This is a genomic window from Clostridium sp. AF28-12, from assembly GCF_003435225.1.
GTDB classification, from domain to species: domain Bacteria; phylum Bacillota; class Clostridia; order Lachnospirales; family Lachnospiraceae; genus Pilosibacter; species Pilosibacter fragilis.
In genome coordinates this window covers 168717-192744 of the sequence record NZ_QWGJ01000005.1, presented here as the reverse complement: position 1 = coordinate 192744, position 24028 = coordinate 168717, and the positions used below count along the sequence as shown (strand labels likewise).

The following is a 24028-nucleotide window of genomic DNA, read 5'->3' as shown; positions in this document are numbered from 1 at the left end:
CAGATAGAGGAGGAATTACATGACATTTTATCAGGAATTGCAGTTAAATCAGGCAGGTTCTAAAAATCTGTTGAAAAAGAGTGAAACAGTGAAAGAAAAATCATATCATATACTGGTATATTTGGTAAAGATAGCTGTTACAATGGCATTTTGTTTTTTATTTGTTACTATTTTCAGTATCTTATTTGGAAATGAGAATAGTATTGTGGGTGTAGTAGTTTTATTATGCCTTATGGTATTTCGGAATGCGGATCTGGGGATCCACACCGGACAATCTACGATGCTTTTGGCTTTGTTCTTTGTAATTATGACTGTATGTCCGCATTTAGCAAACCAGCTTTCACCGGTACTTGGAATGCTGTTAAACATTGCTGCAATGGCAGTGCTGATTCTGTTCGGATGTCATAACCCATTCATGTTTAACCAATCCACATTGGTTCTTGGTTATCTGTTATTGTATGGATATGATGTAACAGGAAAAAGTTATCAGATGCGATTAACCGGAATGGCATTAGGTGCAGCACTTACCTGCTTCGTATTTTATCGAAATCATAAAAACAGAACGTATAAAAGAAATTTGAATGATTTGGTACAGGAATTTGATATATCTTCTTCCAGAACAAAGTGGCAGTTATGTCAGATCATATGCGTACCGGCAGTACTCTGCATTGCGGAACTCTGCAATATGCCACGGGCAATGTGGGCTGGAATTGCGGCAATGTCAGCAATCTTACCATTTATGGAGGACATGCAATACAGAGTCCGCAAAAGGATTGTCGGAAATATTGCAGGTGTAATATGCTTTACAGTACTATATTTTCTGCTTCCGTCATCCATCTATACATACATAGGAATCCTTGGCGGAATTGGTGTAGGACTTTCTGCAAAATATGGCTGGCAGGCAGTATTTAACACATTTGGTGCTTTAGCCATTGCTACAGAGAGTTATGGACTAAAAGGAGCAGTTGGTCTTAGAGTGATTCAGAATGTTTTTGGCGTTGTATTTGCATTAATATTTTGTTCTATGTTTTATTGGCTTATGTCGAAAAAAAAGGAAACAGTGGTAACCGTGGCTGCAAAATAACGTGGGTTAGAAAGAAAAAAGGTTAATCCGGAGATGGCAGCTTTGCTGACGAGTCTGGCAAAGAGTATAAAGATGTAAGGGAAAATGTAAGATCTGTTGGCTTTGGGAAGAATCCTAAGGGTGACAGATCTTTTTTTATGTTTTATTCTGATTTGGATATACTAACCATAGTGCTAAAATTACATTGCCAGATCGTGAAAACAGGATATAGAATATAATTAACAAAAATAACCATATAGGTTATAAATATTTAGGGGAAAGGAATGAGGTTTATGTTATATGAATTTTTGAAAGACAATTATAAGGAAGCAGAGACTGTATTCTTTTCTGATATAGTGATTAAGGGAAATCGTGCATTTTCTGAATCAGGTGGATGAAGCTGACCTGCTCAAGCTGATGGACGAGGAAGAAGTTGCAGAGTTCACCAAGCCGATTGAGGAAACAAAGCCGGAAGTGGTTGAAACAGTTCCTGAAATTACAGAACCGGCGCCGGAGGAAAAGCCAAAATCCACGAATATGCTCCCAGCGATTCTTACTCTGATTGTGCTTGCCTGTGGTGGTGGATTCTTCGTATTTAAGAAAGTCCAGGAAAAGAAGAAGGAACAGGAAGCGGCAAAGCCTGCCCCGGATGCTGATTATGTGGACGATGACGAGGACTATGGGTACGATCCGGAGTTTGAGGACGATGATGCAGATAGCTCCGTCGATGAAGATGATAATGAACCTGTGTAAACAGGATAGGCTTGATGCCTGGGGCAATCTTCGGATTGCCTTTACATAGCATCTGCTTTCAAAAAATAAAATATTTTGTGTTTTTGAAAGCGACCTCTTGAATATTCTGTGTGGTAGGTGTGCATACTATTATTTCAGTCATAGTGACCGGAAAATTTATCTGCCGCATCCCATTGAAATCTCCGTCATTTTAGAGTAAAATGAGGCAGATAATTCTGAAATGAGGTAGATAACATGAGAGCTTTTGATTATATAAAAGAGCCAGAAAAGTTGCTTACTCCTGAAATTGTACAGATGATTGGAAAAATTCATGAGCACAAAGGTAAGCAAGAGCTATTTTTGGAAGCTAATATTGATGAATTGAAAACCCTTCTTGAAGTCGCTTTGATTCAAAGTACAGGTGCTTCTAACCGTATTGAGGGTATTTATACAACAGATAAGAGATTGGAAGAATTGGTCAGCCAAAAGGCAGAACCAAGAAACCGATCTGAGCAGGAAATCTCAGGTTACCGAGAGGTGCTTTCTACAATCCACGAAAGCTATGAGTATATTGTGCCCAGACCTAATATTATTTTGCAGCTTCATCGTGATTTGTATTCCTATGCCGGTTCCGGTGGAGAATATAAAAATACTGATAATGTAATTGCAGAAACAGATGCAGAAGGTCACCAGAAAGCAAGGTTTATTCCGGTTCCTGCCTTTCAGACTGCGGAAGCTATGGATGAATTGTGCAGACAGTTTTTAGAAGCATGGAATACTGATAAAATTGATAGATTACTTTTGATACCTATGTTTATTCTGGATTTCCTCTGTATCCACCCTTTCAATGACGGAAATGGACGCATGAGCCGTTTACTGTCGCTTCTTTTGTACTATAAGGCAGGATATATTGTAGGAAAATATGTCAGCATGGAAATGTTGATTGAAAAAACAAAGGAAACTTACTATGAAGCATTGCAGGCAAGTTCGACAGGATGGCATGAAAATGAGAACAGCTATGAGCCTTTTGTTAAGTATTATCTGGGTATCATGTTGAAAGCATATAATGAATTTGAAAGCCGTGTAGAACATTTAAAGAACCGCACTCTTTCTAAGCCCGAAAGAATTAAAGCGATGATTGATCAGAAAGTTGGTAAAATCACAAAGAAAGAAATTATGGATGCTCACCCTGATATAAGCAAAACCACGGTGGAACGCACTCTGGCAGATTTAGTTAAGAGTGAGTACATTGCGAAGGTCGGTTCAGGTCCGGCTACAGGATATGTAAAAATCTAAGTCATAAATTATTTATCTACCTCATTTCATATACAGATGAGGTAGATATTTTTACGATGACGGAGATTATAAAACAGAAAATTGTGTCAGGTTGCAAAAATTCTTTCCGAACTTTTTACATAGCAGTCATGCATTACGGTGTGTGGCTGTTGTTTTTATAGAGTAATCTTTAGGAACCCTTCGGGTTGCCCTTGCGTACATTGATTCTCAAAAACCGATGTGATATAATTTGTAGCATAGACAAAGTGACAAATCGGAATTTTGTGGAGGCACCTCAATGGAAACGATTTACGAAAAGTATATGGCACTTCCCATAGATAAGGGACTTTTATGTTTAGAATATGGAGATATTGCAGAGCCGTATTTTTGCTATCCCGTCAACGCAAAGCCAATCGGATTTGAAGGATGTATTCTGTATTGCTTTTTGCCGGAATATGGAGAAATGGTATTTGCCTGCAATCCAGAAAGTTGTGTAGACCAAAATGTATATCCATTAGCGGCAAATTTTGAAGATTTTATCCGTTTAATCTTGGCTTGTGGTACTGCTAACCCATTGGAGCAAATCGTTTGGATGGATAAAAATAAATTTGAAGAACACATGGCAAACGAAGAAAAAATACTGACCGATGAGCAGAGGACAGCGGCACAACAGCTACAGCGGGCATTAAGTTTGTTACCAATAGAAAATCCGTTTGAATATGTCAAATCCATTCAAAAAGATTTTGATGGTAGTAAAATACAATACAGTGATGAATACTATGAAGTTACCGGCATAGAGAACCCTAAAGGAACTAACACCCAAGATAAGCATTTAGTTGAATTTGAACCTGTCGTTTTTGAATTTAACCGCAAACAAGATAGCGACTAACAACTTCAAGTTTGACGAACAAAATCTGAAAACATTAGGGCGCAGAGGAGATAGAATCCTTTGCGTCCTTTTTTTACATAAGGGTTGACATCGTTGCCTTATTGCAAATACCCTTGTACAATGTAGTTAGAAGAAAGGGGTTGAGCCTATGAAGCTGGTATTGAAGATATTGGCACTGCCGGTGCTGTTCGTTGTAAAATTGATTTGTATTCTTGGAAATCTGCTTACAAACATTGTGTCCTATGTAATTGGTTTATTGCTTTTGGTTATTGGCGGCTCTGCGATTTACTGCGTTGTAAAAGCTTTGTGGCAGTCCCTGGCTATCCTTGTGGTTCTTGGAATTGCGACAATAGCGGCGGTGTTCCTGCTCGTCTGGGTTGTTATGAAAGTCGAGAATATAAGAGATAGTTTGGGCGCATTTATCAGGTCATAAGATAATATCAGAGAAAAGTCACCGATCAGTGGCTTTTTCTTTTTGGGAAGGAAGTGATGAGAATGGCGGCAACAAGATTGATTGCACTCCATATAAATAAGGGAAAGACGGTCGCTCAATGTCTGGCTGACCGAACAAACTACTCACAAAACGCAGCGAAAACCAACGATGGCGAATTTATCAGCTCCTATGAGTGTGATCCAAAGACAGCAGATGAAGAATTTCTGCTTTCCAAACGGCAGTATCAGCATATTACCGGCAGACAGCAGAAGAACAATATCATCGCATACCAGATACGCCAGTCCTTTAAGCTGGGAGAAATCACTCCGGAAGAAGCGAACCAGGTCGGCTATGAAACAGCGATGCGATGGACAAAGGGCAAACACGCTTTCATCGTTGCGACCCACATCGACAAATCCCATATTCACAACCATATCATTTATAATTCGACCTCGCTGGATTCCACACAGAAATTCAAAAACTTCTTCCTTTCCGGCCTGGCAGTTCAAAAACTCAGCGATATGGTTTGCCTGGAACACGGGTTGTCTATCATTACACCGAAGCCGTATCGAGAGCGCCAGAAAAGAACCGTTTATCCCAAGAAGCGTACCCAGCGTGACGAATTATGTGATGCGATTGATGCGGTGCTGAAGCAGAAACCAAAGAGCTTTGATGGCTTTGTTCAGGCTCTGGCTGATATGGGATTTGAGTTCAAGGATGGAAAGCAGCCTGCGTTCAAGGGCAAGAATCAGAAGCGTTTCATTCGGCTACGTTCTCTGGGCGAAGGATATAGCAAAGAGGAAATTCAAGCTGTTATCTCCGGTAAGAACCTGGACAAATCAAAAGGCAGTTCTGCTAAGGCTCCTGCCCCGAAGCAGTTCCAAATGCTGATTGATATTCAGGCAAAGATGGCCGAGGGTAAGACGGCCGGTTATGAAAAGTGGGCGAAGAAGTTCAACCGAAAAGAAGCTGCCCGAACCGTCATCCTTTTGAAAGAAAAAGGCTTAGGCAACTACGACGATCTGACCGATCATATTGAAAATCTGTCTGCCCGGTTCGATGCGCTTTCTGATTCTATCAAGACCGCAGAGAAACGAATGGTTGAGGTTCAGACATTGCAGCAGCACATCAAAAATTATCGCAGCACAAGGCAAATCTATATCGAGTACCGTAAGTCTGGATATAGCAAAAAGTTCTTTGAGGAACACCGTCAGGAAATCACAATTCATAAAGCGGCGAAGCAAGCCTTTGACGAATTGCAGATTACAAAGCTCCCGTCCATGCAATCATTGTATGAGGAGTTTCATCAGCTGGCAGTCCAGAAGAAGAAAGATTATGCGGAGTACCGTCAGATCAGAAAAGAGAAAGAAGAACTGCTGATTGCCAAGCGGACGGTTGAAACGATTCTGAATATCGACAGACAGAAAGAGCAGGAAAAAGAACAAGAGAAAGAGGAAAAGAAGAACTTCCGTTAAAGCAAAAAGCCACGGTCTGCACTCCTCCAAAGGGTGCGGATCGTGGCTACTTTTTTGTATTTTACTTTGATATAATATGCTGATTATCGCCTGTCGGAAATAATCATGTCAATTCCTCGCTGCAGGGTTTCTGCGCCCATTGCTACAAAAATTACGGTAAATCCACTAACAAATCCCAATGCGCCCAACAAAGTCTTTTTGTGGTGTGTTGCCCACCGCCTGCAAAATAGGAGGTATAGATGGGCAGCATAGGAAGCAGTCAGGGCGATATGAAGGTGATGATTCCCTCCAGGAAGGCTACTGCATATTGCATGAACCGCTGCACCCCTTTCCGAACACACCTGACAACAGCCAACCGATAAAGCCCATATAGGCCATCGTGATAAAAGGGTTAGAAGTTAGCGGACAAGCTCCTGTGGAGCATCCCACAAAGTAGTAATATGCAAGGCCGACCAGAGCGCCGCCTGCGGTAAATAGAATTGGCTTCAGCCATTTTTTAATATTTTCTTTCATCTCATATTCCTCCTGCTAAATATTCCTCTGCATAGTGAACAGCGGTTGCCCCATCGGCTACAGCAGTCACGACCTGCCGCAATGCCTTTGTGCGGACATCACCAACGGCGAATACACCGGGGATGTTGGTGCAGGTACTCTCATCTGCGATAATGTATCCAGCCGGATCAATCGTAATCTGATCTTTCACCAATTCGGTGGAAGGTTTTCTTCCGACGCTGACAAACACACCGTCGCAAGCAAGCGTGCTTTCCTCTCCGGTTTTCACATTCCGAGTTCGGATACCGGTCAGCTTTTCGTTATGGAGCAGTGTGACGATCTCACTGTCCCAGAAGAATTCTATATTTTCCGTTTTCATCAAAGGCTCATGGTAGATCTTTGTTGCTTTTAAGGTATCTCTCCGGTGAACGACGATGACTTTTTTGCAGATACGGGAGAGGATAAGGGCATCCGCCGCAGCGGTATTGCCACCTCCTGCGATGACAACCGTTTTGTTCCGATAGAACATTCCGTCACAGGCTGCGCAGTAGTGGACACCTTTACCGATTAACTCCTGTTCACCATCAACACCCAGCTCTCTGGGGCCAGCTCCGGTAGCGAGCACAATGGTCTTTGCGTACATAGGACCTTCGCTGGTCACCGCTTTCTTTATAAAACCGGACAGTTCCAGGGACAGCACCTCAGTCAGCTTGGTTTCCACTCCAAATCGTTCCGTTCCTCGCTTCATCTTTTCTCCCAAGGAGAAGCCGTCGATACCATCCTCGAAGCCGGGATAGTTGTCGATTTGCTCGGTCAGAGCCATCTGCCCACCAGCGGACAACTTCTCTAAAACCACGGTGTTCATACCTGCTCTGGCGGCATAAAGGGCTGCGGTATAGCCGCCGGGACCGCCTCCTACCACGATCATGTCGTAAATATGCTGCACAGTAGTTGCTTCCTGCGTCTGGTGCTGTAAAGTTTCTTCAATGAACGCCACCAACTGCGCCCTGGATTCCGGAGCGACGATAGAGCCAAGAGCCTGTCCGCTGTGATAGATCAGCAGAGTAGGGACAACTTCTATAGCTTCGGCCTCAGCCAATTCCGGCTCATCATCAATGTTAACCGCAGTGAATACCAGCGTATCCTTATATTCCTCAGCCACGCTTTCCAATGCCGGAGCCAGACGGCGGCAATATACGCACCAAGGGGCTGAAAATTCCACCAGAACAGTTTTTCCGCTATGCACCATTTCTTCAAATTGATTTCTATTAATATTGATAACTGCCATATTGCCAGCTCCTTTCCTTTGTTTGATTATAGTATAGCCAATCTAAAATAATAGTTCGGTGATAATATCACATAAAATAGTGCGACATTGCTGCCGCACTAAACTTTTTCGTTATTAAGTAACTCGAGGATATGTTCACTGGAACGGATGATTTGAGACTGTTTATCTTTTATGGATGTTTTTCTTGTCTCCTCCAGCGAGAGAGAAGCATATAAATGAACCGTGTTTGCTTCCTGCCGGAGAGAATCGTTATACTGTTCAGCAGCAAGGTCTTGCTTCTCAAGTATACTAATTTTACTCTGGAGATCACTAATCTGCTGTTGAAGTGATATCACTTTTTTCTTTTGGACATAGAGGGAATAAGCAAGAAGCAACAGGATGAGTGAAAAGATAATAATAATCATTCCTAGTTCTTATCCTCCTTTGTCAAAAGATAAGCCTTAAGTGCATTACGGAGAGTTTCCGGCAGAACAGGCAAGGGCAAGACAGTCAATTTACCCGCATTCTTTTCAATCGCTATTTCTGATTCCGGTTGATTGGACAGAAGAATCACGGGTGTTCTTTTATCTGCCCTCCATGGCTGATCTGGCTGTTTTGTCATAGGTTCTGTAACAATCCAAAGCATAGGCTTTTTCTTGCCAAGTTCTTTTCTTGCAGCTTCCGGGGTTTCAAATACAAGGATATGTTTGGATAAGTTTTGAAGTACCAGTCTCAGTCCGTTTCCATAGGCTGAATCACTGCACATAATGGCAATCGTAGCATTTGATTTCTCATCTTGTGATGCCTTTATAAAATCCAGAACAGGCGTATTATAAAGGTTGAAATCTTTCTCTGTATATACTGCTTCATAATAAGCTCTGACCGCTCGGCACATTCTTCGGCAAAACTGTTCAATATCAATACGGATGTCCGTGAGGCTGTTGGCAGAACTTATTCTATCCAGTTGGCAAACTGAGGTTCCGCAATTCACACCCAAGTGAAAACGAATCGAGGTATTGTCCTCAGTATTTGCAAAGCCTTTGTTCTGGTGCAGGTATTCGCATCGAAGCTGCCAGCATCGTTCTCCGCAGATATAGGGAGAGATATCCTGCGCAGAGACTTTAAAGAAAGGTGCTGCGTATGTATTAAACCAACGAATATATTGATTTCCTACATCACGGGTTGGTCTCTGATTTCTGTCCAGAACAGCACGTCCATCCCGATAACGCTTTACAATTTCTGGGAAAGCAATGCCGCCGCAAATATCAGGCAAAGTCAGCGCCAATGCCAAAGCAGATTGCCAGCGTCCATCCTCAATGTTCAGTTCTACTTCCTCTATGCGATGTAAAAAGGTAAAGCTGGCATTGTCTTGACTCATAGGTATCCTCCTGTAAAAAAAACGCCTGCCGGAAACCGACAGGCGGCATACTTTTTACACTTCAGTCATCCACAGGCCGTGGAGATTGCAATAGGCGTAAACCGCAACAGCTTTATCATCTCCCAAGCAGAAGGTGACATTGGGTTTGTCATCGGGTTTCAGAGCCTTGCGCTGTCCACCGTTTTCGGTCTGGACATAGACCCACTCGATGAAGTGTTTCGAAAGCATCGGATGGATTTTTTACGGGTATCTGCATAAATCTGCTGAACCGTTGTTCTGGCAATACGCATATATTCTCCGCATTGCTCCTGAGAAAAACCTTCACGGTCAATCAGGCGAATGGCTTCATACTCATCCACATTCAGGACAATGGGAGTCAGTTCCTCGCCGCCACGAACCGGAACAAAACCATCATTATCTGGCAGACAACATACTTTTCTACATTTTCTCGGTCTTGGCATTGATTCACCTCCATATTGTTTGCAGCATATGCCATTTATACGACCATTGTACATCCCCCTTTTCCTATATGTCAACGGAATTATTGACATATGCCATAAATTATTTTATACTATGTGTATTCAAGGAGGTGTACCCATGGATTTTTCATCCTATTTTCCAATTTGGAACAAACTGACACCGACCCAGCAGCAGATTTTGGAGCGAAATGCAGTTTTACGAAAAGTGGACAAAGGGACTGTGATTCACAACGGAACTATGGAGTGTACCGGTCTTCTGCTGGTAAGAAGCGGACAGCTTCGTGCCTATATTATTTCCGATGAAGGACGGGAGATTAGCCTCTATCGTTTGTTTGGTCGGGATATTTGCCTGTTTTCCGCCTCCTGTATGATGAACAGCATTCAGTTTGAGATTACCATTGAGGCGCAGAAGGATACCACGATGTGGGTTATTTCTGCTGACACATATGGACGCTTAATGAAAGAGTCTGCTGTGGTAGCTAATTTTACCAACGAAATTATGGCTACCCGTTTTTCTGAGGTTATGTGGCTCATGAAGCAGATCATGTGGAAAAGCTTTGATAAAAGGCTGGCAGGATTTCTGCTGGAAGAATGCAGATTAGAGGGAACAAACATCCTCAAGATTACCCATGAAACCATTGCGGGCCACATGGGTACCGCCCGTGAGGTAGTCACTCGAATGCTTCGCTATTTTCAGAACGAGGGTATGGTCAAGCTGACTCGTGGAACAGTGGAGGTTACAGACGAAGCTGCATTGGAGGAACTGCAAAATGCCTAAGCAACAGCTAACCCTGCTGATTATCGCCTTGGCTGTGCTTGGAATTATCATTTACTAAAGGATAACCCCTTCTCATTTCCTGTGAAATCTGAGAAGGAGTTATTGTTATTTGTCCATACCGCAGGCGGTGGCGGATTCAATGAGGCAGCGATCATTGAATACAGCATCATAGAACCGGAAGCCGCCGGAGAAGTTATAGCAGTCAAATCCGTTTCCGGTCAGGATGCGACAGGCAATGTAGCTGCGCAGGCCGCTCTGGCAGATGACGTAGACAGGCGTACGCTTGTCCAGCTCATCCAACCGCTCCCGCAGCTCGTCCACTGGGATATTTAAGAAACCGTCAATGTGTCCGTGGGTGAATTCTTCCACAGTGCGGGTGTCCAACAGAGTTACACTTCCGTCACGAGGAAGTTTATCTGTATCTTCCAGATACCACTGCTTCAGAATACCCTTTGCGATATTCTCAATCATAAAGCCAGCCATATTTACCGGGTCTTTCGCAGAGGAGTAAGGCGGTGCGTAGGCCAGATCCAGATCCTTCAGCTCTGGGGCTTTCATTCCTGCGCGAATAGCGGTAGCCAGTACATCAATGCGCTTATCCACACCTTCGTAACCTACGAGCTGAGCACCCAGCAGGCGATAAGTTTCTTTTTCAAAAACCACTTTCATGGTCATGACTTTCCCGTCGGGGTAGTAACCTGCATGGCTCATTGGCGACAGGATAACCGTATCAACATCCAGTCCTGCTTTTCTGGCGTTGGTCTCATTTACGCCGGTAGTGGCGGCAGTCATGCCAAAGACCTTGATGACAGAGCTTCCCTGGGAGCCGGTATAATGGCTGTCTCCACCACAGATGTTGTCCGCAGCGATTCGTCCCTGTTTGTTAGCAGGGCCCGCCAAAGAAATCAGAGCATCCTGCCCTGTGACAAAGTGCTTCACCTGCACCGCATCACCCACAGCATAGATGTCTGAAATGGAGGTTTCCATCCGGTCATTGACCACAATACTTCCCTTAATGCCCAGTTCTAACCCGGCATCTTTTGCAAGGGTGGTTTCGGGAGAAACACCAATGGCCAGGATTACCATATCCGCATGGAGAGGCTGTTCGTCTTTCAGTAGCACATCCACGCCGCCGCTCACTTCCGCAACCCCTTCCACGGTATGACCCAGTGCCAGCTTAACACCGTGCTTGCGCATTTCATTGTGTATAAAAGCAGCTATATCGGAATCAAAGGGATTCATAAGCTGTTTTGGACGCTGGACAATGGTGATCTCCATTCCCAGTTCACGCAGGTTTTCTGCCAGCTCCAACCCAATGAAGCCACCACCTGCCAGTACGGCAGACTTAGGATGGTTTATATTGATGTAATCTTTGATGCGGAAGGTGTCCTCCACGGTGCGCAGGGTGAACAGTTTATCAAGACCTAAGCCGGGAAGCCTGGGTTGGGTAGGCTTGGCACCGGGAGAAAGAATCAGCTTGTCATAGCTTTCCTCGAATTCCTCTCCGGTTTGCAGATTCTTGACGGAAACGGTCTTTTTGTCAGGATGGATAGCCGTGACCTCATGGCGTACCTTCATGTTCACACGGAACCGGGAGAAGAAGCTCTCCGGTGTCTGGAGGGTCAGATCTTCCGGATCGGTAATTACATCTCCGATATAGTAAGGCAGACCGCAGTTGGCATAGGAGATATACCCCGAGCGCTCAAAAACTACGATTTCTGCCTGCTCATTTAGTCTGCGAATACGGGCGGCAGCAGTAGCACCGCCTGCCACACCACCTACAATAACAACTTTCATATCAGCGTTCCACCTTTCCTGCATAAGCGGAAATTCCGCCTATGTTTTTCACATTGGTATAACCCATCTGCTGCAAAATAGCAGCTGCCTGACGGCTTCTTGCGCCGCTGAGACAATGAACAAAAATGGGGGTAGCTTTATTGTCAATCACGCCAGCCACTTTGTTAATGGACTGCAAAGGAATATTTTTACTGCCGGGGATATGCCCCTGCCGGTATTCGTCAGGGGTGCGAACATCCAGCAGGACTGCGCCATCCGTAACGCTATATTCTTTGACACCCTGATTGATGTCAGGGCCTTTCAGGAAATCGAAGAATCCCATCTTTGCACCTCCTTACAGCATGGCGAGAATCTGAGCCTTAGGTCTGGCACCGGTGGCCTGATTTACGACTTTGCCGTTCTTCATAACCACCAGAGTGGGAATGCTCATCACACCAAACTGCATAGCCAGTTCCTGTTCCTCATCCACATTAATTTTAACAACCTTGATATCGGAGCGCTCCTCGGCAATTTTCTCTACCAGAGGAACTACCATGCGGCAAGGACCACACCAGGGAGCCCAAAAATCCATCAGGACGGGCTTGTCCGAGTTCAAAACCTCTTGATTGAAATTGTTTTTATTTACATTGATAGCAGACATATTTAAGTCCTCCTGTTTTCTTTTTTATGGCTTTAGTATATCCAGTAGTCGTTGCTTTTTCCGTGATTTTGTCACTTATCGCCGGCGACGGTTTCACCGGGCCAACTATTAATACCGCCGATTTCAACGATATTGGTGTAGCCCAGTTTTACCAGCTTTTCAGAGGCCTGCTTACTCCGATTACCGCTGCGGCAGTATACCAGAATCAACTGATCTTTATCCGGCAGCTCCGGAATGTCCTCTGTGCCGATGGATTCGTTGGCAATATTAATCGCACCTGGAATATGCTTTTCACTATATTCCTCAGCAGTCCGTACATCGAGGATGATGTATTCGGTTTCCTCCTCCATCATCGTGACAGCTTCCTCCATGGAAATCTGTCGATAGGTAGTTTCAGATGACTGGGCTCCACAACCTGTTAAAAGTAGAAGCATCATTAAAATGGGAATAAATCTTTTCATGTATAGACCTCCATATTTTGAAGATAGGGCAGCCGTTTCCAGCTGCCCTGTTTCCGATTTTTATGTTCTTGCCATACCGTCTACGCTGAGTACAACACCTGTGATATAGGATGCTTCATCAGATGCCAGGAATACAAATGCATTGGCAATATCCTCCGGCTGACCCAGGCGGCGCAGGGGAATCTGATTGATGAGCGGATCAATTACCTCCTTGGGAACAGCCTTCATCATATCGGTCAAGGTAATCCCGGGAGCGACTGCATTCACTCGAATACCCTTCGGACCCAATTCCCGGGCAAGGGAAACCGTCAGGCCATTGACAGCAAATTTGGATGTGGGATATGCAAAGCCACTAGGCTGGCCGTAAATGCTAACCATTGAGGAGGTGGAGAGAATAACACCGTGACCTTTTGCAATCATGCACTCACTGGCGGCTTTTGTAGCATTGAACACGCCTTTTACATTCAGATCCATAACCTTGTCAAAGGTTTCCTCCGTATACTCGGTAAAGGGAGTGCTTTCGGATATACCGGCATTGTTCACCAGAATATCAATGCAACCGTATTTTGAGGCAGCTTCTCGGAAAGCATTGCGGACAGATTCCAAATTGGACAGGTTAGGACTGATTCCCGCAACTGTTGCATCAGGGTACTTTTCTTTCAGCTGCGCAACCGCTTTGTCAGCAGAACCTTGCGAGCTTGCGGTCAAGATTACCGTAGCCCCTTCCTTCAAAAATTTCTCTACGGTAGCGTAGCCAATGCCACGGCTGCCTCCGGTGATGATTGCAACTTTATCTTTCAGCCTCATAAGAATACCTCCTTGTATTTTGTATTTGTAGTATAACCTGTTTCGGAGGAACTCTCCGTGATAAAATCACATTTTTCCAAGAAGGAATGATAGAAAAATCATGCCCATGAATAAATAAAAAAGTCACAGTCACGCTCCGATTTGAACGCAGATAAGCATTCCCCCACTTCAAGTGTGTGGGGCACTAAGCGGTGAGTGAGTGGGATGCTTATGTCAGTGGGTGTTGAAAGCTCCCACTGACAGATCGCGAAGCGACTGCGTTCATGAGCAAGTAGCGAAGCGGATTGCGAATGTCCGCTTTACTTAAGTCAGGGGATTCGCAGCCAGATATTTTTTGCCACTTTCGTAAAAAATATCGAAACACACATAAAAACAACTGCTGTGAAAAGGCTTTAAATCAGTTGATTCATCAACAAGTCTATCATTTATAAAGTTGTAAAGTGGTGAAATGGTGGAAAGTCTTGTGTATCCAGCTGCTTCAGCAGCATATCCAAAATCAATTGGCTTCTGGCAGGCAATGTTAATGATCCAGGCTTTTTCTTCGTCTGTAATCTCAGCATTCCTGCCACGACCAGGGGAATTCCAGGAAAAGAAGAAGGAACAGGAAGCGGCAAAGCCTGATCCGGATGCTGATTATGTGGACGATGACGAGGACTATGGCCACAGTGAGGAATACGAGGACGATGATGTAGGCTTCATCGCTGATGATGAGGACAACGAACCCGTATAACAAAGAACAGGCATAATGCCTGGGGCAATCTTCGGATTGCCTTTACATAGTATCTGCTTTCAAAAATTAAAATATTTTATGTTTTTGAAAGCGATCTCTTGCATATACTATTAGCAGACGGTATAATAAGTACATCGAAGCAGTTTCAAAAAAATAAAAATCTTCGACTTTTGAAAGCGGGTGACGATATGAAAACAATTACAAGAGCAAAGTATCTCGACAGAATCATTGAACTGAATGGTACTCCTGACATCAAGATCATCACGGGCATTCGTCGATCCGGTAAGTCCAAGCTGATGCAGGCGTATATTGAGTATCTGAAAAGTAATTTTGAAAACATCAATATTATCTTTATTGACTTCATGGATTTGGCGTATGAAGAAATCAAGGAATACCATGCCTTACACGCCTATGTGGAAGAACATTATCAGGAAGGTAAAACGAACTACCTGTTTGTAGACGAGGTTCAGATGTGTCCCAAGTTTGAGTTGGCAATCAATAGCCTGTACTCTAAGGGAAAATACGACATCTATGTAACCGGCTCCAATGCTTTCCTGTTGAGTGCGGATCTGGCAACTCTATTTACCGGACGATATATTGAAATTCATGTGTTTCCTTTCAGCTTCCAGGAATATTGCCAGTATTATGATGATGTTAGTGATAAAGATAAGCTCTTTGATGATTACGCTATCAAGGGCGGTTTAGCAGGTTCTTACGCTTACAGAACCGAAAAAGACAGAACAAACTATATCAAAGAGGTCTACGAAACGATTGTTACAAGGGATTTGGTGCAGAAATATGCACTCCCGGACACGTTGGTTTTACAACGTCTGAGCGAGTTTCTTATGGATAATATCAGCAACCTGACTTCTCCTAATAAGGTCAGTCAGCTGCTGACAGCAAATGAGACTCCAACCAATCATGTAACCGTCGGCAAGTACATTAAGTATTTGTGCAATGCTTTTGTATTTTATGATATTAAGAGATACGACATCCGAGGCAAGAAATACCTTGAAAGCTCTGAAAAGTTCTATCTTTGTGACAGTGGTATTCGATATGCAATACTGGGAAGCAGAAATATGGATTACGGCAGAGTATATGAAAACATCGTTTGCATCGAGCTTCTTCGCCGTGGATACGATGTCTATGTCGGCAAGCTCTATCAAAAGGAGATCGACTTTGTTGCTCAGAGAGGCAGCGAGAAGATTTATATTCAGGTCAGCGACAACATTTCCGGACAGGAAACATTTGAGAGAGAATGCTCTCCTCTGCTTCAGATCCGAGATGCTTATCCGAAAATGATTATTGCCAGAACCAAGCATCCAAAATATAGTTATGAAGGAATCGAAATCCACGACATAGCCGATTGGTTGCTACAAGAATAAACAAGGCGAAATATATCTCTTTTATCATTCCCTTGCCCTTATAAAGTATATTGCAGCTGATGATAAGCTTGACAAGGTTCTTGAAAATCCGAAGGTGATTAAGACACCAGTGGTTAGAAATGGTAAGCAATCAACCCTGGGTTATCTGCCGGATGTTTGGAAAAACTGGAATTAGAGGATAAGAATATGGTGAAAAAAATTATGCGGGACCCATTGTTTCTCGCTCAGAAATCTACAGATGCAACGGAGGCAGACCAACAGGTAATTACAGATCTGCTTGATACATTAAGGGCAAATCTGGATCATTGTGTTGGAATGGCAGCCAATATGATTGGTGTAAAGAAAAATATCATTGTGGTGGCAGCAGGCCCATTTCAATTTGCTATGGTAAATCCAGTTATTACAAAGAAGACCGGAGCATTTATTATAAAGGTTTCCACCACCGGAATGCTGGTTCCCTTAAAAGCGGATTTGCGGTTTCCTATTTCCGGACAGTAGGGACACGGAACCCTGATTATTTAGTTAGTGCCGGAGCATCGTCCTTGCATGAAGCCATCAAACTATTCTGGACCTTCCGTGTTCCGTGGGATGGACATACACTGCAGGAACAGTAGCTGATTGTAAAAGGCATATGTCAAAAAACGTTATTGACATATGCCTTTTATAGAGCTAATATATAAGAAAAGCGAGAAAGGAGCAGTTTATGCCGAGACCAGTAAAATGCAGGAAAGTCTGCCATTTCCCGAATGTTTTAGAATTCTTTCCGGCAGATGATACTGAGAAAAAAGTACCCATTGTTCTGACGGTAGATGAGTACGAGACAATTCGTCTTTTGGACAAGAAAGGTTATAGTCAGGAGCAGTGTGCAGCATCTATGCAAGTCGCAAGAACAACGGTTCAACGGATTTACGAGATTGCCAGGAAGAAAATAGCAGATGCACTCATAGATGGACATCCGCTCAGAATCGAGGGCGGGGATTTTAGGATCTGTGATGGTCAGAGCAGCAACTGTAGCCTTGGAGGCTGTTACAAGCAGGAGATTTATCAAAAATATGCAGTGAAAAAAGGAGAAGATATCATGAGAATAGCAGTAACATATGAAGATGGACAGATTTTCCAGCACTTTGGACACACAGAGACATTTAAGATCTACGATGTAGAGGAAGGAAAAGTGGTACATTCAGAAGTAGTAGATACGAATGGAAGCGGACATGGTGCATTGGCAGGAGTTCTTAATGCATTAAATGCCGATGTTTTGATCTGCGGCGGAATCGGAGGAGGAGCCCAGACCGCGTTAGCGGCAGCAGGCATTAAGCTTTTTGGCGGAGTTTCAGGAGATGCAGATAAAGCAGTAGAAGCTTTTATCAATGATACACTTGATTATAATCCAGATGTGAAGTGTTCTCACCATGAGCACAGCCACGGAGAGGGACATACATGTGGTGAGCATGGATGTGGAAGCCATAGCTGTCATTAAGAAGAATAGAAAAAAATAATCATACGAAAGGATGCGTCAAGGTAATGGAAGAATTATCGTGATACATCCTTTTGTATTATTTGATAAGATGGCAGATTACATTTTCAATATGGCAATTAAAACCTGTGAATGCGATATCGATCTCTATATGGATTGAGTATTTAGCTTTTCTTGCTTGTAGAAAGTGATGAACGGAAGGTATAATATTGTTAATGATCCAGAGATATTTATTTTGGAAACAGCTTAATCAATTTGGAGGTATAGAATGAAAGCACATAAGTATTGGTCATTCGGAGCGTTAATTACTATGATTGGAACTTTTTATACTGGATATAAAGGATCTAAATCAAGTCATAGGTATTTTGCGTGCAGCACTCTTATATGTATGATTATGTCCATATACACTGGACATAAAATGATTTCAGGTAATAAGAGAACAAGAAAACAGGTGGAAAATACAGAAGCGGAGGAATAGTAAATGTTAGAAATAGGAACCAAAGCACCGGATTTTGAATTGCCGGATCAGAATGGGGAAATGCATAAATTAAGTGATTATGCAGGAAAAAAGGTAATTTTATATTTTTACCCAAAGGATAACACGGCAGGCTGTACAAAGCAGGCATGTGGTTTTTCCGAGCGTTATCCTCAATTCACCGAGAAAGGAGCAGTTGTTCTTGGAGTGAGCAAGGATTCTGTAGCCTCTCACAAGAAATTTGAAGAAAAATATGGATTGGCATTTACACTTTTGGCAGATCCAGAGCGTAAGGTGATCGAAGTATATGATGTATGGAAAGAAAAGAAAAATTACGGAAAGGTTTCTATGGGTGTAGTAAGAACTACGTATCTTATTGATGAGCAAGGGATTATTATCAAAGCCAATGATAAAGTAAAGGCGGCAGATGATCCTGAAAACATGCTTAAGGAATTAAATTGATGAAGATTATATTGTCACCTGCAAAAAAGATGATTGCAGATACTGATAACATAGCACCGGTTGAACTGCCTGCCTTTATTGATAAGACAGCAGAGATATTGGGCTGGATGAAAAGCAAATCAAAAGAGGAACTGAAAGCTATCTGGAAATGTAATGACAAGATTGCAGAGCAGAACTTTAACAGATTGGAAACTATGGATCTTTATAACAGACTTACTCCGGCTGTTTTGGCATATGAAGGAATTGCATTTCAATATATGGCACCAGCTGTATTTGAAATCCAGCAGTTTGAGTATCTGCAAAATCATTTAAGAATCTTGTCTGCGTTTTATGGCATTTTAAAACCAATGGATGGTGTGACTCCTTATCGTCTTGAAATGCAGGCAAAGGTTGGAATTGGAGATGCAAAAAATCTGTATGAGTACTGGGGAGAATTGTTATACCGCTCAGTAATCGATGACAGTAGGATTATCATTAATCTTGCATCAAAAGAATACTCAAAATGTATAGAAAAGTATCTGACATCACAGGACAGATATATTACGATTGTATTTTGTGAGTTATCCGGAGATAAATTGGTAACAAAAGGTACCTATGCCAAGATGGCTCGTGGTGAAACAGTCAGATTCATAGCGGAAAATAATATTGAAAATCCGGTGGAGATTCAGAAATTTGACAGACTCGGATATTCGTTTAGGTCTGATTTATCTTCAGATTCAGAATATGTATTTGAACGCAAAATAAAATAGTTATTCAGGAAAAAGATGCTCAGTTTGGCACTTTTTATAATAATGAGAATTATTACTATTTTTATTGACAACAGGATGATAGTGGTATATAATCCTTATTAAGAACTAATCCTAATAAGGAGGACGAATGACAAGTAGGAGAAATACCATTTAAAAAGATCTCGTAAGAAATACCGTATACGAAATGAGAAGACACGTTACGGCAAATGAAGTTACATATTATGGAATGGCAATGTCTGTAAAAAGAATCTGTGAAGTAATTATGAGAAATTAAAAATCAATACTTCCGGTATCGCACATAATTCATGGCGTATATGATATTGACGGAGTATCGTTAAGTATGCCAGTTATTGTAGGCGTTGATGGTATTGAGTCTAATATACCTATTAATTTAAGTGGTGAGGAAGCATTAAAGCTTAAGAAATCTGCAGATTCTTTGAAAAAGATTATAGAGACAATTGAACTATAAATTATACACATGGAAGGAGATAAAAGCATGGAAGTAAAGTATTATATATGTAAGCATTGTGGAAACATTATTGAAAAGGTAAAGGATAAAGGTGTTCCTGTAACTTGTTGCGGAGAACCTATGCAGGAATTAAAAGCCGGAGTGACAGATGCGGCTGTTGAGAAGCATGTGCCTGTATATACAGTGGAAGGCAATTATGTTCATGTCGTGGTCGGAGAAACAAAACATCCAATGCTTGAAGAACATTTCATTGAGTGGATTACATTAAATACCAATCAGGGAATATACAGAAAACAGTTAAATCCAGGGCAGGAGCCGATAGCAGATTTTTGTCTTTGCGATGGTGAACAGGTAGAAGAAGTATATGCATATTGTAACCTGCATGGATTATGGAAATGCTAAAAGCATTTATACATATTAAGATTTAAGAACAACACAAATATAACCGTAATATAGGCTGTGTATTAATGTATTTACAAGGAGGAACAACAAATGAAATATGTATGTGATGTTTGCGGATGGGAATACGATGAGGAGAAGGGATATCCAGAAGGTGGTATTGCACCTGGTACAAAGTGGGAGGATATTCCGGAAGATTTTGAATGTCCGTTATGTTCTGTAGGCAAAGACCAGTTTTCAAAGGCTGAATAAAAATGAAAGCAGGACTAATGGATGTATGAAATGAAACCAGAATATTATATTGGAATAAATATGATAGAATTGACATAATATTGGAAAATCTTCGTGATTATACAGTAAAACACTTTACTGATGAAGAGCAGTATATGGAATCTATTAATTATAAGAAGTTATTTACACAGAAAGTTCAACATCTGAAATTTATACACAAACTTGATGAATTTATAGAACATCATAATGATGAGATAGAAGATCAAGATGAACAGATTATGGTTATATGTGTAGAGTCTGCGGAGAGACTATGAGAAAATCTCTATAAATTAGATTCTTCTATGATAATGAAGGGTGAGAAGCTTACAAATCAGGCTTTTCACCCTTGTTTTATATATAACAGTTACTGCTAGGCATGTCAAGAGCAGGCGGCTGGCCGCCTGTCTTAGATTATGTTTTTACTTATTCTGGAAGTCGTCCTTCGTACATGATACTCAACTCCCCATAGACCTGGCCCCAGTCCCGGATGGTAGTTGTCCATTTCTTAGTAGCCTCGAAAGTGGCCAGATATAAGGCTTTTAACAGCGCTGTATCACTTGGAAATACGCTTCTCTGACGATTCAGTTTCCGGTATGTGGAGTTCAGTGATTCTATCGCATTTGTTGTATAAATGACCTTCCGGACAGTGGTTGAAAACTTAAAAATTGGAGAAACAGCATCCCTGTTGTCCTTCCAGCGTTTCATGGAATTCGGATATTTCGGACTCCATTTTTCTGTCACACGGTCTAAAGCAGCCTGAGCATTCTGCTCATCAGCAGCCTGATAGATGGTTTTTAAATCTGAGAAGATAGGGGAATGTGCAGCATGTTTCCGTATTACTCCCATTTTGTTACCAATTACTATCCTTTTGCTACCATTCTGCCTCTTTTTTTCAGAATTGACCTGTGCTAATATTATCATAGACAGATGCGACATGCGCTACAAACTTACATTTCATTTGTTTCTCTTTTGCAAAAGAATACGGACAAAATATAAAACGTCTGCTCATTGCCGGAATGGTGATGAGTATGGCGTTTTTTTGATGCCGAAAACCGGGTGACGACCTGAAAAGAAACACAAAATGATTCGTGGAATGAACGCAGCGAGAATACGGAACGGGCAGTGATCATAGAACAAAATCCAGAAGCGCTTTTATAAAGAGCGCGTGAAAATTCATACACCATATATTATCTGCAATGATATAATGTATAATACATGGGAGAATATTGCAGAGAGTGATTCAGAATGTTTTCGGCGTTGTATTTGCATTTGTATTTTGTGCTATGTTTTATTTGTTTACGTCGAACAAAAAGGAAACCGGGGTGACCGCAGATGCAGAGTGAGGTGGATTGGAAAGAAAGTAAGTGGTACACGATGTCTGGTGGTCAGAAATGTATTGACTGGAAAAAACATTGAAGTCAAAATTTACGGAGAAGACTATGATACGAGAAATTGAGAACAGAAGAAGTATAAGAAAATATAGATCCGATGAGATTGACAGGAAGCTGATCGAAGAGATCATATATAGTGCTACTCTTGCGCCATCAGCCAAAAACCGGCAGCCATGGAAATTTATCGTATATCAGGGAGAAGCGAAAGATAAACTGGTTGAGGTTATGCGCCATGGTATAAATTCAGAAAAAATCACACATGAACTTATGCCGGAATGGGCATTTGCAATCCCCGATGCTGAAAATACAGTCAGAATCATGCAGGAGGCGCCGTGCCTTATAGCAGTGCTTAATACAAATCAATATACACCATTTGCAAGCATCGAGAGAGAAAAACGGATCGTAGAAATTTGCGATTCGCTGTCGATTGGTGCGGCTGTTGAGAATATGATATTGACAGCGACCGGATATGGATTAGGTACATTATGGATTGCCAATACCTGCTTTGCCTATAATGAGCTGATAGAATTTATCGGAACAGACAACCAGCTGACAGGAATTGTTGCTGTTGGAACTGCAAATGAAGCTCCGCCGAAAAGGCCACGAAAAGCATTAAGAGATGTTGTCGAGTATAGATAAAGAAATCTTAGAGAGATTTTAAACTGCCAAACAACGAAGAGATAAAATTCATATTGGAGATGATCAGCTTTGAAGAAAGCATATGAGCAGGAAATAGAAATGTGAACCCGGGTTTTTGAGGAATGTATACCGGTGGATCTGAGAAATCTGGATTTAAAGATGGAACCCATGTCGTTTGATGGAGTGATCCTGTCCAATGTTCTGGATGTAATGCCGAAGGACATATCAACAACCGTGATCGATGATCTGGAACGGGTGCTGAAGCCCGGCGGATATTGGTTTATTAAGATGAATCCGTACTATTCAAAAGAAGAGCTTGAAAGCTTTGAATATAAAAATGCGGGTAATAATATTTATGAAAAAGATCATATTATGAGATTAAGACAGGCAACTACAAACTATTGGAAAGAAAAATTTGCACGTTTTGGGAAAGAGATCATATATTTGGAATTCGAATACCCGTGGCAGGAGGGAATGAACCGTCTGTTTGTTTACCAGAGCTAAAGGTGCCAGAAGATTCGCAGCAAGAAGCCGGATACTGAAAGAGATTGTCCGGCTTCTTTTACGAGGTGCGCCAGACGGCGCACTTTGCAGATGGATATAAATTTCTGGGAGAACGTTTTATTTCTCACGGCAATATTCCCGGATCATTTCCAGAAAATCCCTCGCATGCTGCGGCAGATACCGGTTTTTCCGATAGGCGGCGATGGTAGTTGTGAGAGCCGGTTTATGGCCGACGGAAAAGCAGAGGGCGCGGTTTCCAGTGTACTGGTTTTCATGGTGGAAATAGCTCTCCGGAGCGAAGGCAGCGCCGACGCCGTCCATGGCCAGATGGATCGACATAGAGGAGTTTCTCGTGTGGAGAGAGACCGGTGGATTGATGTTATACTCTTGAAAGAGATCCAGAGCGATGCCGCCGGTGTTCTGGTCCGGGTAGAGGAGAATGAAGTTTTCCTCTTTTAATAGGGAAAGATCTAACCACGGGTAGCGGAAGCCGGGGCGTGTGATGGCTTTTGCGGCGAGAGGATGGTTTTCATGCAGGACCAGAACAATCTCCTCAGAGCGCAGGATCTGGTAGTCCATGGTCTCGGGAAATTCATGGATATTGTAAAGAGTCAGGTCGATGGATGAGGTCTCCAGACTATTCTCCGCAATGAAATTTACTGCTTCCATGATATTTAAGGTCACATAGGGGTATCGTTTATGAAACGGCGCTAACATTGGTTCGATCAGCGTGCTGCCCATCATGATCGGCACGGCGATGTTTAAGCGGCCGCGCTGGCGGTGAGCGATATCGTCGTATTCCTGCATCCACTCATCACCGCAGGCAACGATCTGTTCGGCGTAGTGAAGGTAGCGTTCACCCATGTAGGTCGGGTAGTAGCGGTTTTCGTGGCGGCTGAACAGCGGAGCGCCGAGACGTTCTTCCAGGTTCTTTAAGTACTTGCTCAGGGACGGCTGGGAGATATAAAGGGATTCGGCGGCTTTTCCGATACTCTGGTGGCGGGCGATCGCCAGGATATAGCGTGCTTCTTTTAATTCCATACAGGCCTCCTCATAGCTTTACTGCATAAAAATTATAGATAATATGTATTTGACGTATAGTATATCACTTTTTA

At 42.5% G+C, this 24028-nt stretch carries 31 protein-coding genes and 4 pseudogenes; 21 read left to right on the top strand and 14 right to left on the bottom strand.

What is annotated here, in order from left to right:
- The first annotated feature begins 19 nt into the window (after positions 1 to 19).
- The 6 genes from DWY93_RS06800 to DWY93_RS06775 all read left to right on the top strand — a co-directional run bounded on the left by DWY93_RS06800 (position 20) and on the right by DWY93_RS06775 (position 5867).
- Positions 20 to 1084 (top strand): FUSC family protein, encoded by a 1065-nt coding sequence (locus tag DWY93_RS06800; RefSeq protein WP_015552768.1) that lies wholly within the window; start codon positions 20 to 22, stop codon positions 1082 to 1084.
- Positions 1085 to 1435: 351 nt separating this feature from the next.
- Positions 1436 to 1816, top strand: coding sequence for a CD1107 family mobile element protein (locus tag DWY93_RS06795; RefSeq protein WP_242990547.1), 381 nt, complete (start codon positions 1436 to 1438; stop codon positions 1814 to 1816).
- A gap of 234 nt (positions 1817 to 2050) precedes the next feature.
- The gene (locus DWY93_RS06790; protein ID WP_117472050.1) at positions 2051 to 3091 is read left to right on the top strand and encodes a Fic family protein; all 1041 of its coding nucleotides are present in this window, start codon (positions 2051 to 2053) and stop codon (positions 3089 to 3091) included.
- A 277-nt stretch (positions 3092 to 3368) separates the two neighbouring features.
- Positions 3369 to 3959, top strand: coding sequence for a hypothetical protein (locus tag DWY93_RS06785; RefSeq protein ID WP_020989788.1), 591 nt, complete (start codon positions 3369 to 3371; stop codon positions 3957 to 3959).
- A 148-nt stretch (positions 3960 to 4107) separates the two neighbouring features.
- A complete protein-coding gene (locus tag DWY93_RS06780; RefSeq protein ID WP_015552800.1) occupies positions 4108 to 4392 on the top strand; it encodes a hypothetical protein in 285 nt (94 codons plus the stop codon).
- A 62-nt stretch (positions 4393 to 4454) separates the two neighbouring features.
- Positions 4455 to 5867, top strand: coding sequence for a relaxase/mobilization nuclease domain-containing protein (locus DWY93_RS06775; protein WP_015552801.1), 1413 nt, complete (start codon positions 4455 to 4457; stop codon positions 5865 to 5867).
- Between the two features lie 297 nt (positions 5868 to 6164).
- Here DWY93_RS06775 and DWY93_RS06765 read toward each other — a convergent pair whose 3' ends face one another.
- From DWY93_RS06765 to DWY93_RS06740, 7 genes and pseudogenes are all read right to left on the bottom strand, one after another.
- Entirely contained in the window at positions 6165 to 6380 is a 216-nt protein-coding gene (locus DWY93_RS06765; protein WP_015552802.1) for a DUF6132 family protein, read from the bottom strand.
- Position 6381: 1 nt separating this feature from the next.
- Positions 6382 to 7287, bottom strand: coding sequence for a thioredoxin-disulfide reductase (gene trxB / locus DWY93_RS06760; protein WP_242990553.1), 906 nt, complete (start codon positions 7285 to 7287; stop codon positions 6382 to 6384).
- Between the two features lie 63 nt (positions 7288 to 7350).
- Positions 7351 to 7647, bottom strand: a pseudogene (locus DWY93_RS17450) (thioredoxin family protein); the annotation flags it as partial.
- A 98-nt stretch (positions 7648 to 7745) separates the two neighbouring features.
- The gene (locus tag DWY93_RS06755) at positions 7746 to 8051 is read right to left on the bottom strand and encodes a hypothetical protein (protein ID WP_117472046.1); all 306 of its coding nucleotides are present in this window, start codon (positions 8049 to 8051) and stop codon (positions 7746 to 7748) included.
- Between the two features lie 2 nt (positions 8052 to 8053).
- Positions 8054 to 9004, bottom strand: a complete 951-nt coding sequence (locus DWY93_RS06750) for a hypothetical protein (RefSeq protein WP_117472044.1) — start codon at positions 9002 to 9004, stop codon at positions 8054 to 8056.
- A 54-nt stretch (positions 9005 to 9058) separates the two neighbouring features.
- Positions 9059 to 9232, bottom strand: coding sequence for a desulfoferrodoxin family protein (locus tag DWY93_RS06745; protein WP_117472042.1), 174 nt, complete (start codon positions 9230 to 9232; stop codon positions 9059 to 9061).
- On the bottom strand, positions 9163 to 9519 hold the full coding sequence (locus tag DWY93_RS06740; protein ID WP_242990546.1) for a DUF134 domain-containing protein: 357 nt from the start codon (positions 9517 to 9519) through the stop codon (positions 9163 to 9165). Before DWY93_RS06740 ends, DWY93_RS06745 begins: the two co-directional genes overlap by 70 nt.
- A gap of 82 nt (positions 9520 to 9601) precedes the next feature.
- Between DWY93_RS06740 and DWY93_RS06735 the strand changes: the two genes are divergently transcribed.
- On the top strand, positions 9602 to 10261 hold the full coding sequence (locus DWY93_RS06735) for a Crp/Fnr family transcriptional regulator (RefSeq protein WP_117472038.1): 660 nt from the start codon (positions 9602 to 9604) through the stop codon (positions 10259 to 10261).
- 105 nt (positions 10262 to 10366) lie between these two features.
- Here the strand turns inward: DWY93_RS06735 and DWY93_RS06730 are convergent, their stop codons facing one another.
- The 5 genes from DWY93_RS06730 to DWY93_RS06710 all read right to left on the bottom strand — a co-directional run bounded on the left by DWY93_RS06730 (position 10367) and on the right by DWY93_RS06710 (position 13966).
- A complete protein-coding gene (locus DWY93_RS06730; RefSeq protein WP_117472036.1) occupies positions 10367 to 12058 on the bottom strand; it encodes an FAD-dependent oxidoreductase in 1692 nt (563 codons plus the stop codon).
- 1 nt (position 12059) lies between these two features.
- Positions 12060 to 12380 (bottom strand): rhodanese-like domain-containing protein, encoded by a 321-nt coding sequence (locus DWY93_RS06725; RefSeq protein WP_117472034.1) that lies wholly within the window; start codon positions 12378 to 12380, stop codon positions 12060 to 12062.
- Positions 12381 to 12392: 12 nt separating this feature from the next.
- Complete coding sequence (gene trxA, locus DWY93_RS06720; RefSeq protein WP_117472032.1) at positions 12393 to 12698, bottom strand: thioredoxin; 306 nt, start codon at positions 12696 to 12698, stop codon at positions 12393 to 12395.
- Between the two features lie 71 nt (positions 12699 to 12769).
- Positions 12770 to 13159, bottom strand: coding sequence for a rhodanese-like domain-containing protein (locus tag DWY93_RS06715; protein WP_117471148.1), 390 nt, complete (start codon positions 13157 to 13159; stop codon positions 12770 to 12772).
- 60 nt (positions 13160 to 13219) lie between these two features.
- Positions 13220 to 13966, bottom strand: coding sequence for a 3-oxoacyl-ACP reductase family protein (locus tag DWY93_RS06710; protein WP_117471149.1), 747 nt, complete (start codon positions 13964 to 13966; stop codon positions 13220 to 13222).
- Between the two features lie 523 nt (positions 13967 to 14489).
- On the opposite strand from DWY93_RS06710, the gene DWY93_RS06700 reads away from it, so the two are divergent.
- The 11 genes and pseudogenes from DWY93_RS06700 to DWY93_RS06645 all read left to right on the top strand — a co-directional run bounded on the left by DWY93_RS06700 (position 14490) and on the right by DWY93_RS06645 (position 20361).
- Positions 14490 to 14696: a hypothetical protein gene (locus DWY93_RS06700; protein WP_015552814.1), complete on the top strand. Its 207-nt coding sequence runs from the start codon at positions 14490 to 14492 to the stop codon at positions 14694 to 14696.
- A gap of 188 nt (positions 14697 to 14884) precedes the next feature.
- Positions 14885 to 16081: an ATP-binding protein gene (locus tag DWY93_RS06695; RefSeq protein WP_117472074.1), complete on the top strand. Its 1197-nt coding sequence runs from the start codon at positions 14885 to 14887 to the stop codon at positions 16079 to 16081.
- Positions 16082 to 16112: 31 nt separating this feature from the next.
- A pseudogene (locus tag DWY93_RS17445) lies at positions 16113 to 16256 on the top strand (ArsC family transcriptional regulator); the annotation flags it as partial.
- Positions 16257 to 16267: 11 nt separating this feature from the next.
- Positions 16268 to 16498 (top strand): annotated as a pseudogene (locus DWY93_RS06685) (peptide deformylase); the annotation flags it as partial.
- A gap of 286 nt (positions 16499 to 16784) precedes the next feature.
- Positions 16785 to 17558 (top strand): NifB/NifX family molybdenum-iron cluster-binding protein, encoded by a 774-nt coding sequence (locus DWY93_RS06675; RefSeq protein ID WP_117472030.1) that lies wholly within the window; start codon positions 16785 to 16787, stop codon positions 17556 to 17558.
- Between the two features lie 265 nt (positions 17559 to 17823).
- Positions 17824 to 18033 carry a DUF6219 family protein gene (locus tag DWY93_RS17440; protein WP_015552817.1) on the top strand — a complete coding sequence of 70 codons (210 nt, stop codon included), beginning with the start codon at positions 17824 to 17826 and terminating at the stop codon, positions 18031 to 18033.
- A gap of 3 nt (positions 18034 to 18036) precedes the next feature.
- The gene (gene bcp / locus DWY93_RS06665; protein ID WP_015552818.1) at positions 18037 to 18492 is read left to right on the top strand and encodes a thioredoxin-dependent thiol peroxidase; all 456 of its coding nucleotides are present in this window, start codon (positions 18037 to 18039) and stop codon (positions 18490 to 18492) included.
- Positions 18492 to 19241, top strand: a complete 750-nt coding sequence (yaaA, locus tag DWY93_RS06660; protein ID WP_117472028.1) for a peroxide stress protein YaaA — start codon at positions 18492 to 18494, stop codon at positions 19239 to 19241. Before bcp ends, yaaA begins: the two co-directional genes overlap by 1 nt.
- A 280-nt stretch (positions 19242 to 19521) precedes the next feature.
- Entirely contained in the window at positions 19522 to 19710 is a 189-nt protein-coding gene (locus tag DWY93_RS17435) for a hypothetical protein (protein WP_278286474.1), read from the top strand.
- Positions 19711 to 19737: 27 nt separating this feature from the next.
- A complete protein-coding gene (locus tag DWY93_RS06650; protein ID WP_117472026.1) occupies positions 19738 to 20112 on the top strand; it encodes a desulfoferrodoxin family protein in 375 nt (124 codons plus the stop codon).
- Positions 20113 to 20202: 90 nt separating this feature from the next.
- Positions 20203 to 20361 (top strand): rubredoxin, encoded by a 159-nt coding sequence (locus DWY93_RS06645; protein WP_117472024.1) that lies wholly within the window; start codon positions 20203 to 20205, stop codon positions 20359 to 20361.
- 441 nt (positions 20362 to 20802) lie between these two features.
- On the opposite strand, the gene DWY93_RS06635 is transcribed toward DWY93_RS06645, so the two are convergent.
- Positions 20803 to 21300, bottom strand: coding sequence for a transposase (locus DWY93_RS06635; protein ID WP_278286473.1), 498 nt, complete (start codon positions 21298 to 21300; stop codon positions 20803 to 20805).
- A 311-nt stretch (positions 21301 to 21611) separates the two neighbouring features.
- Here DWY93_RS06635 and DWY93_RS17860 point away from each other — a divergent pair.
- The 3 genes and pseudogenes from DWY93_RS17860 to DWY93_RS06625 all read left to right on the top strand — a co-directional run.
- A pseudogene (locus DWY93_RS17860) lies at positions 21612 to 21722 on the top strand (FUSC family protein); the annotation flags it as partial.
- 96 nt (positions 21723 to 21818) lie between these two features.
- On the top strand, positions 21819 to 22409 hold the full coding sequence (locus tag DWY93_RS06630) for a nitroreductase family protein (RefSeq protein ID WP_117471021.1): 591 nt from the start codon (positions 21819 to 21821) through the stop codon (positions 22407 to 22409).
- Between the two features lie 132 nt (positions 22410 to 22541).
- Positions 22542 to 22913 carry a class I SAM-dependent methyltransferase gene (locus DWY93_RS06625; RefSeq protein ID WP_117471020.1) on the top strand — a complete coding sequence of 124 codons (372 nt, stop codon included), beginning with the start codon at positions 22542 to 22544 and terminating at the stop codon, positions 22911 to 22913.
- A gap of 117 nt (positions 22914 to 23030) precedes the next feature.
- Here DWY93_RS06625 and DWY93_RS06620 read toward each other — a convergent pair whose 3' ends face one another.
- Complete coding sequence (locus DWY93_RS06620) at positions 23031 to 23954, bottom strand: LysR family transcriptional regulator (protein WP_117471019.1); 924 nt, start codon at positions 23952 to 23954, stop codon at positions 23031 to 23033.
- Positions 23955 to 24028 lie beyond the last annotated feature (74 nt).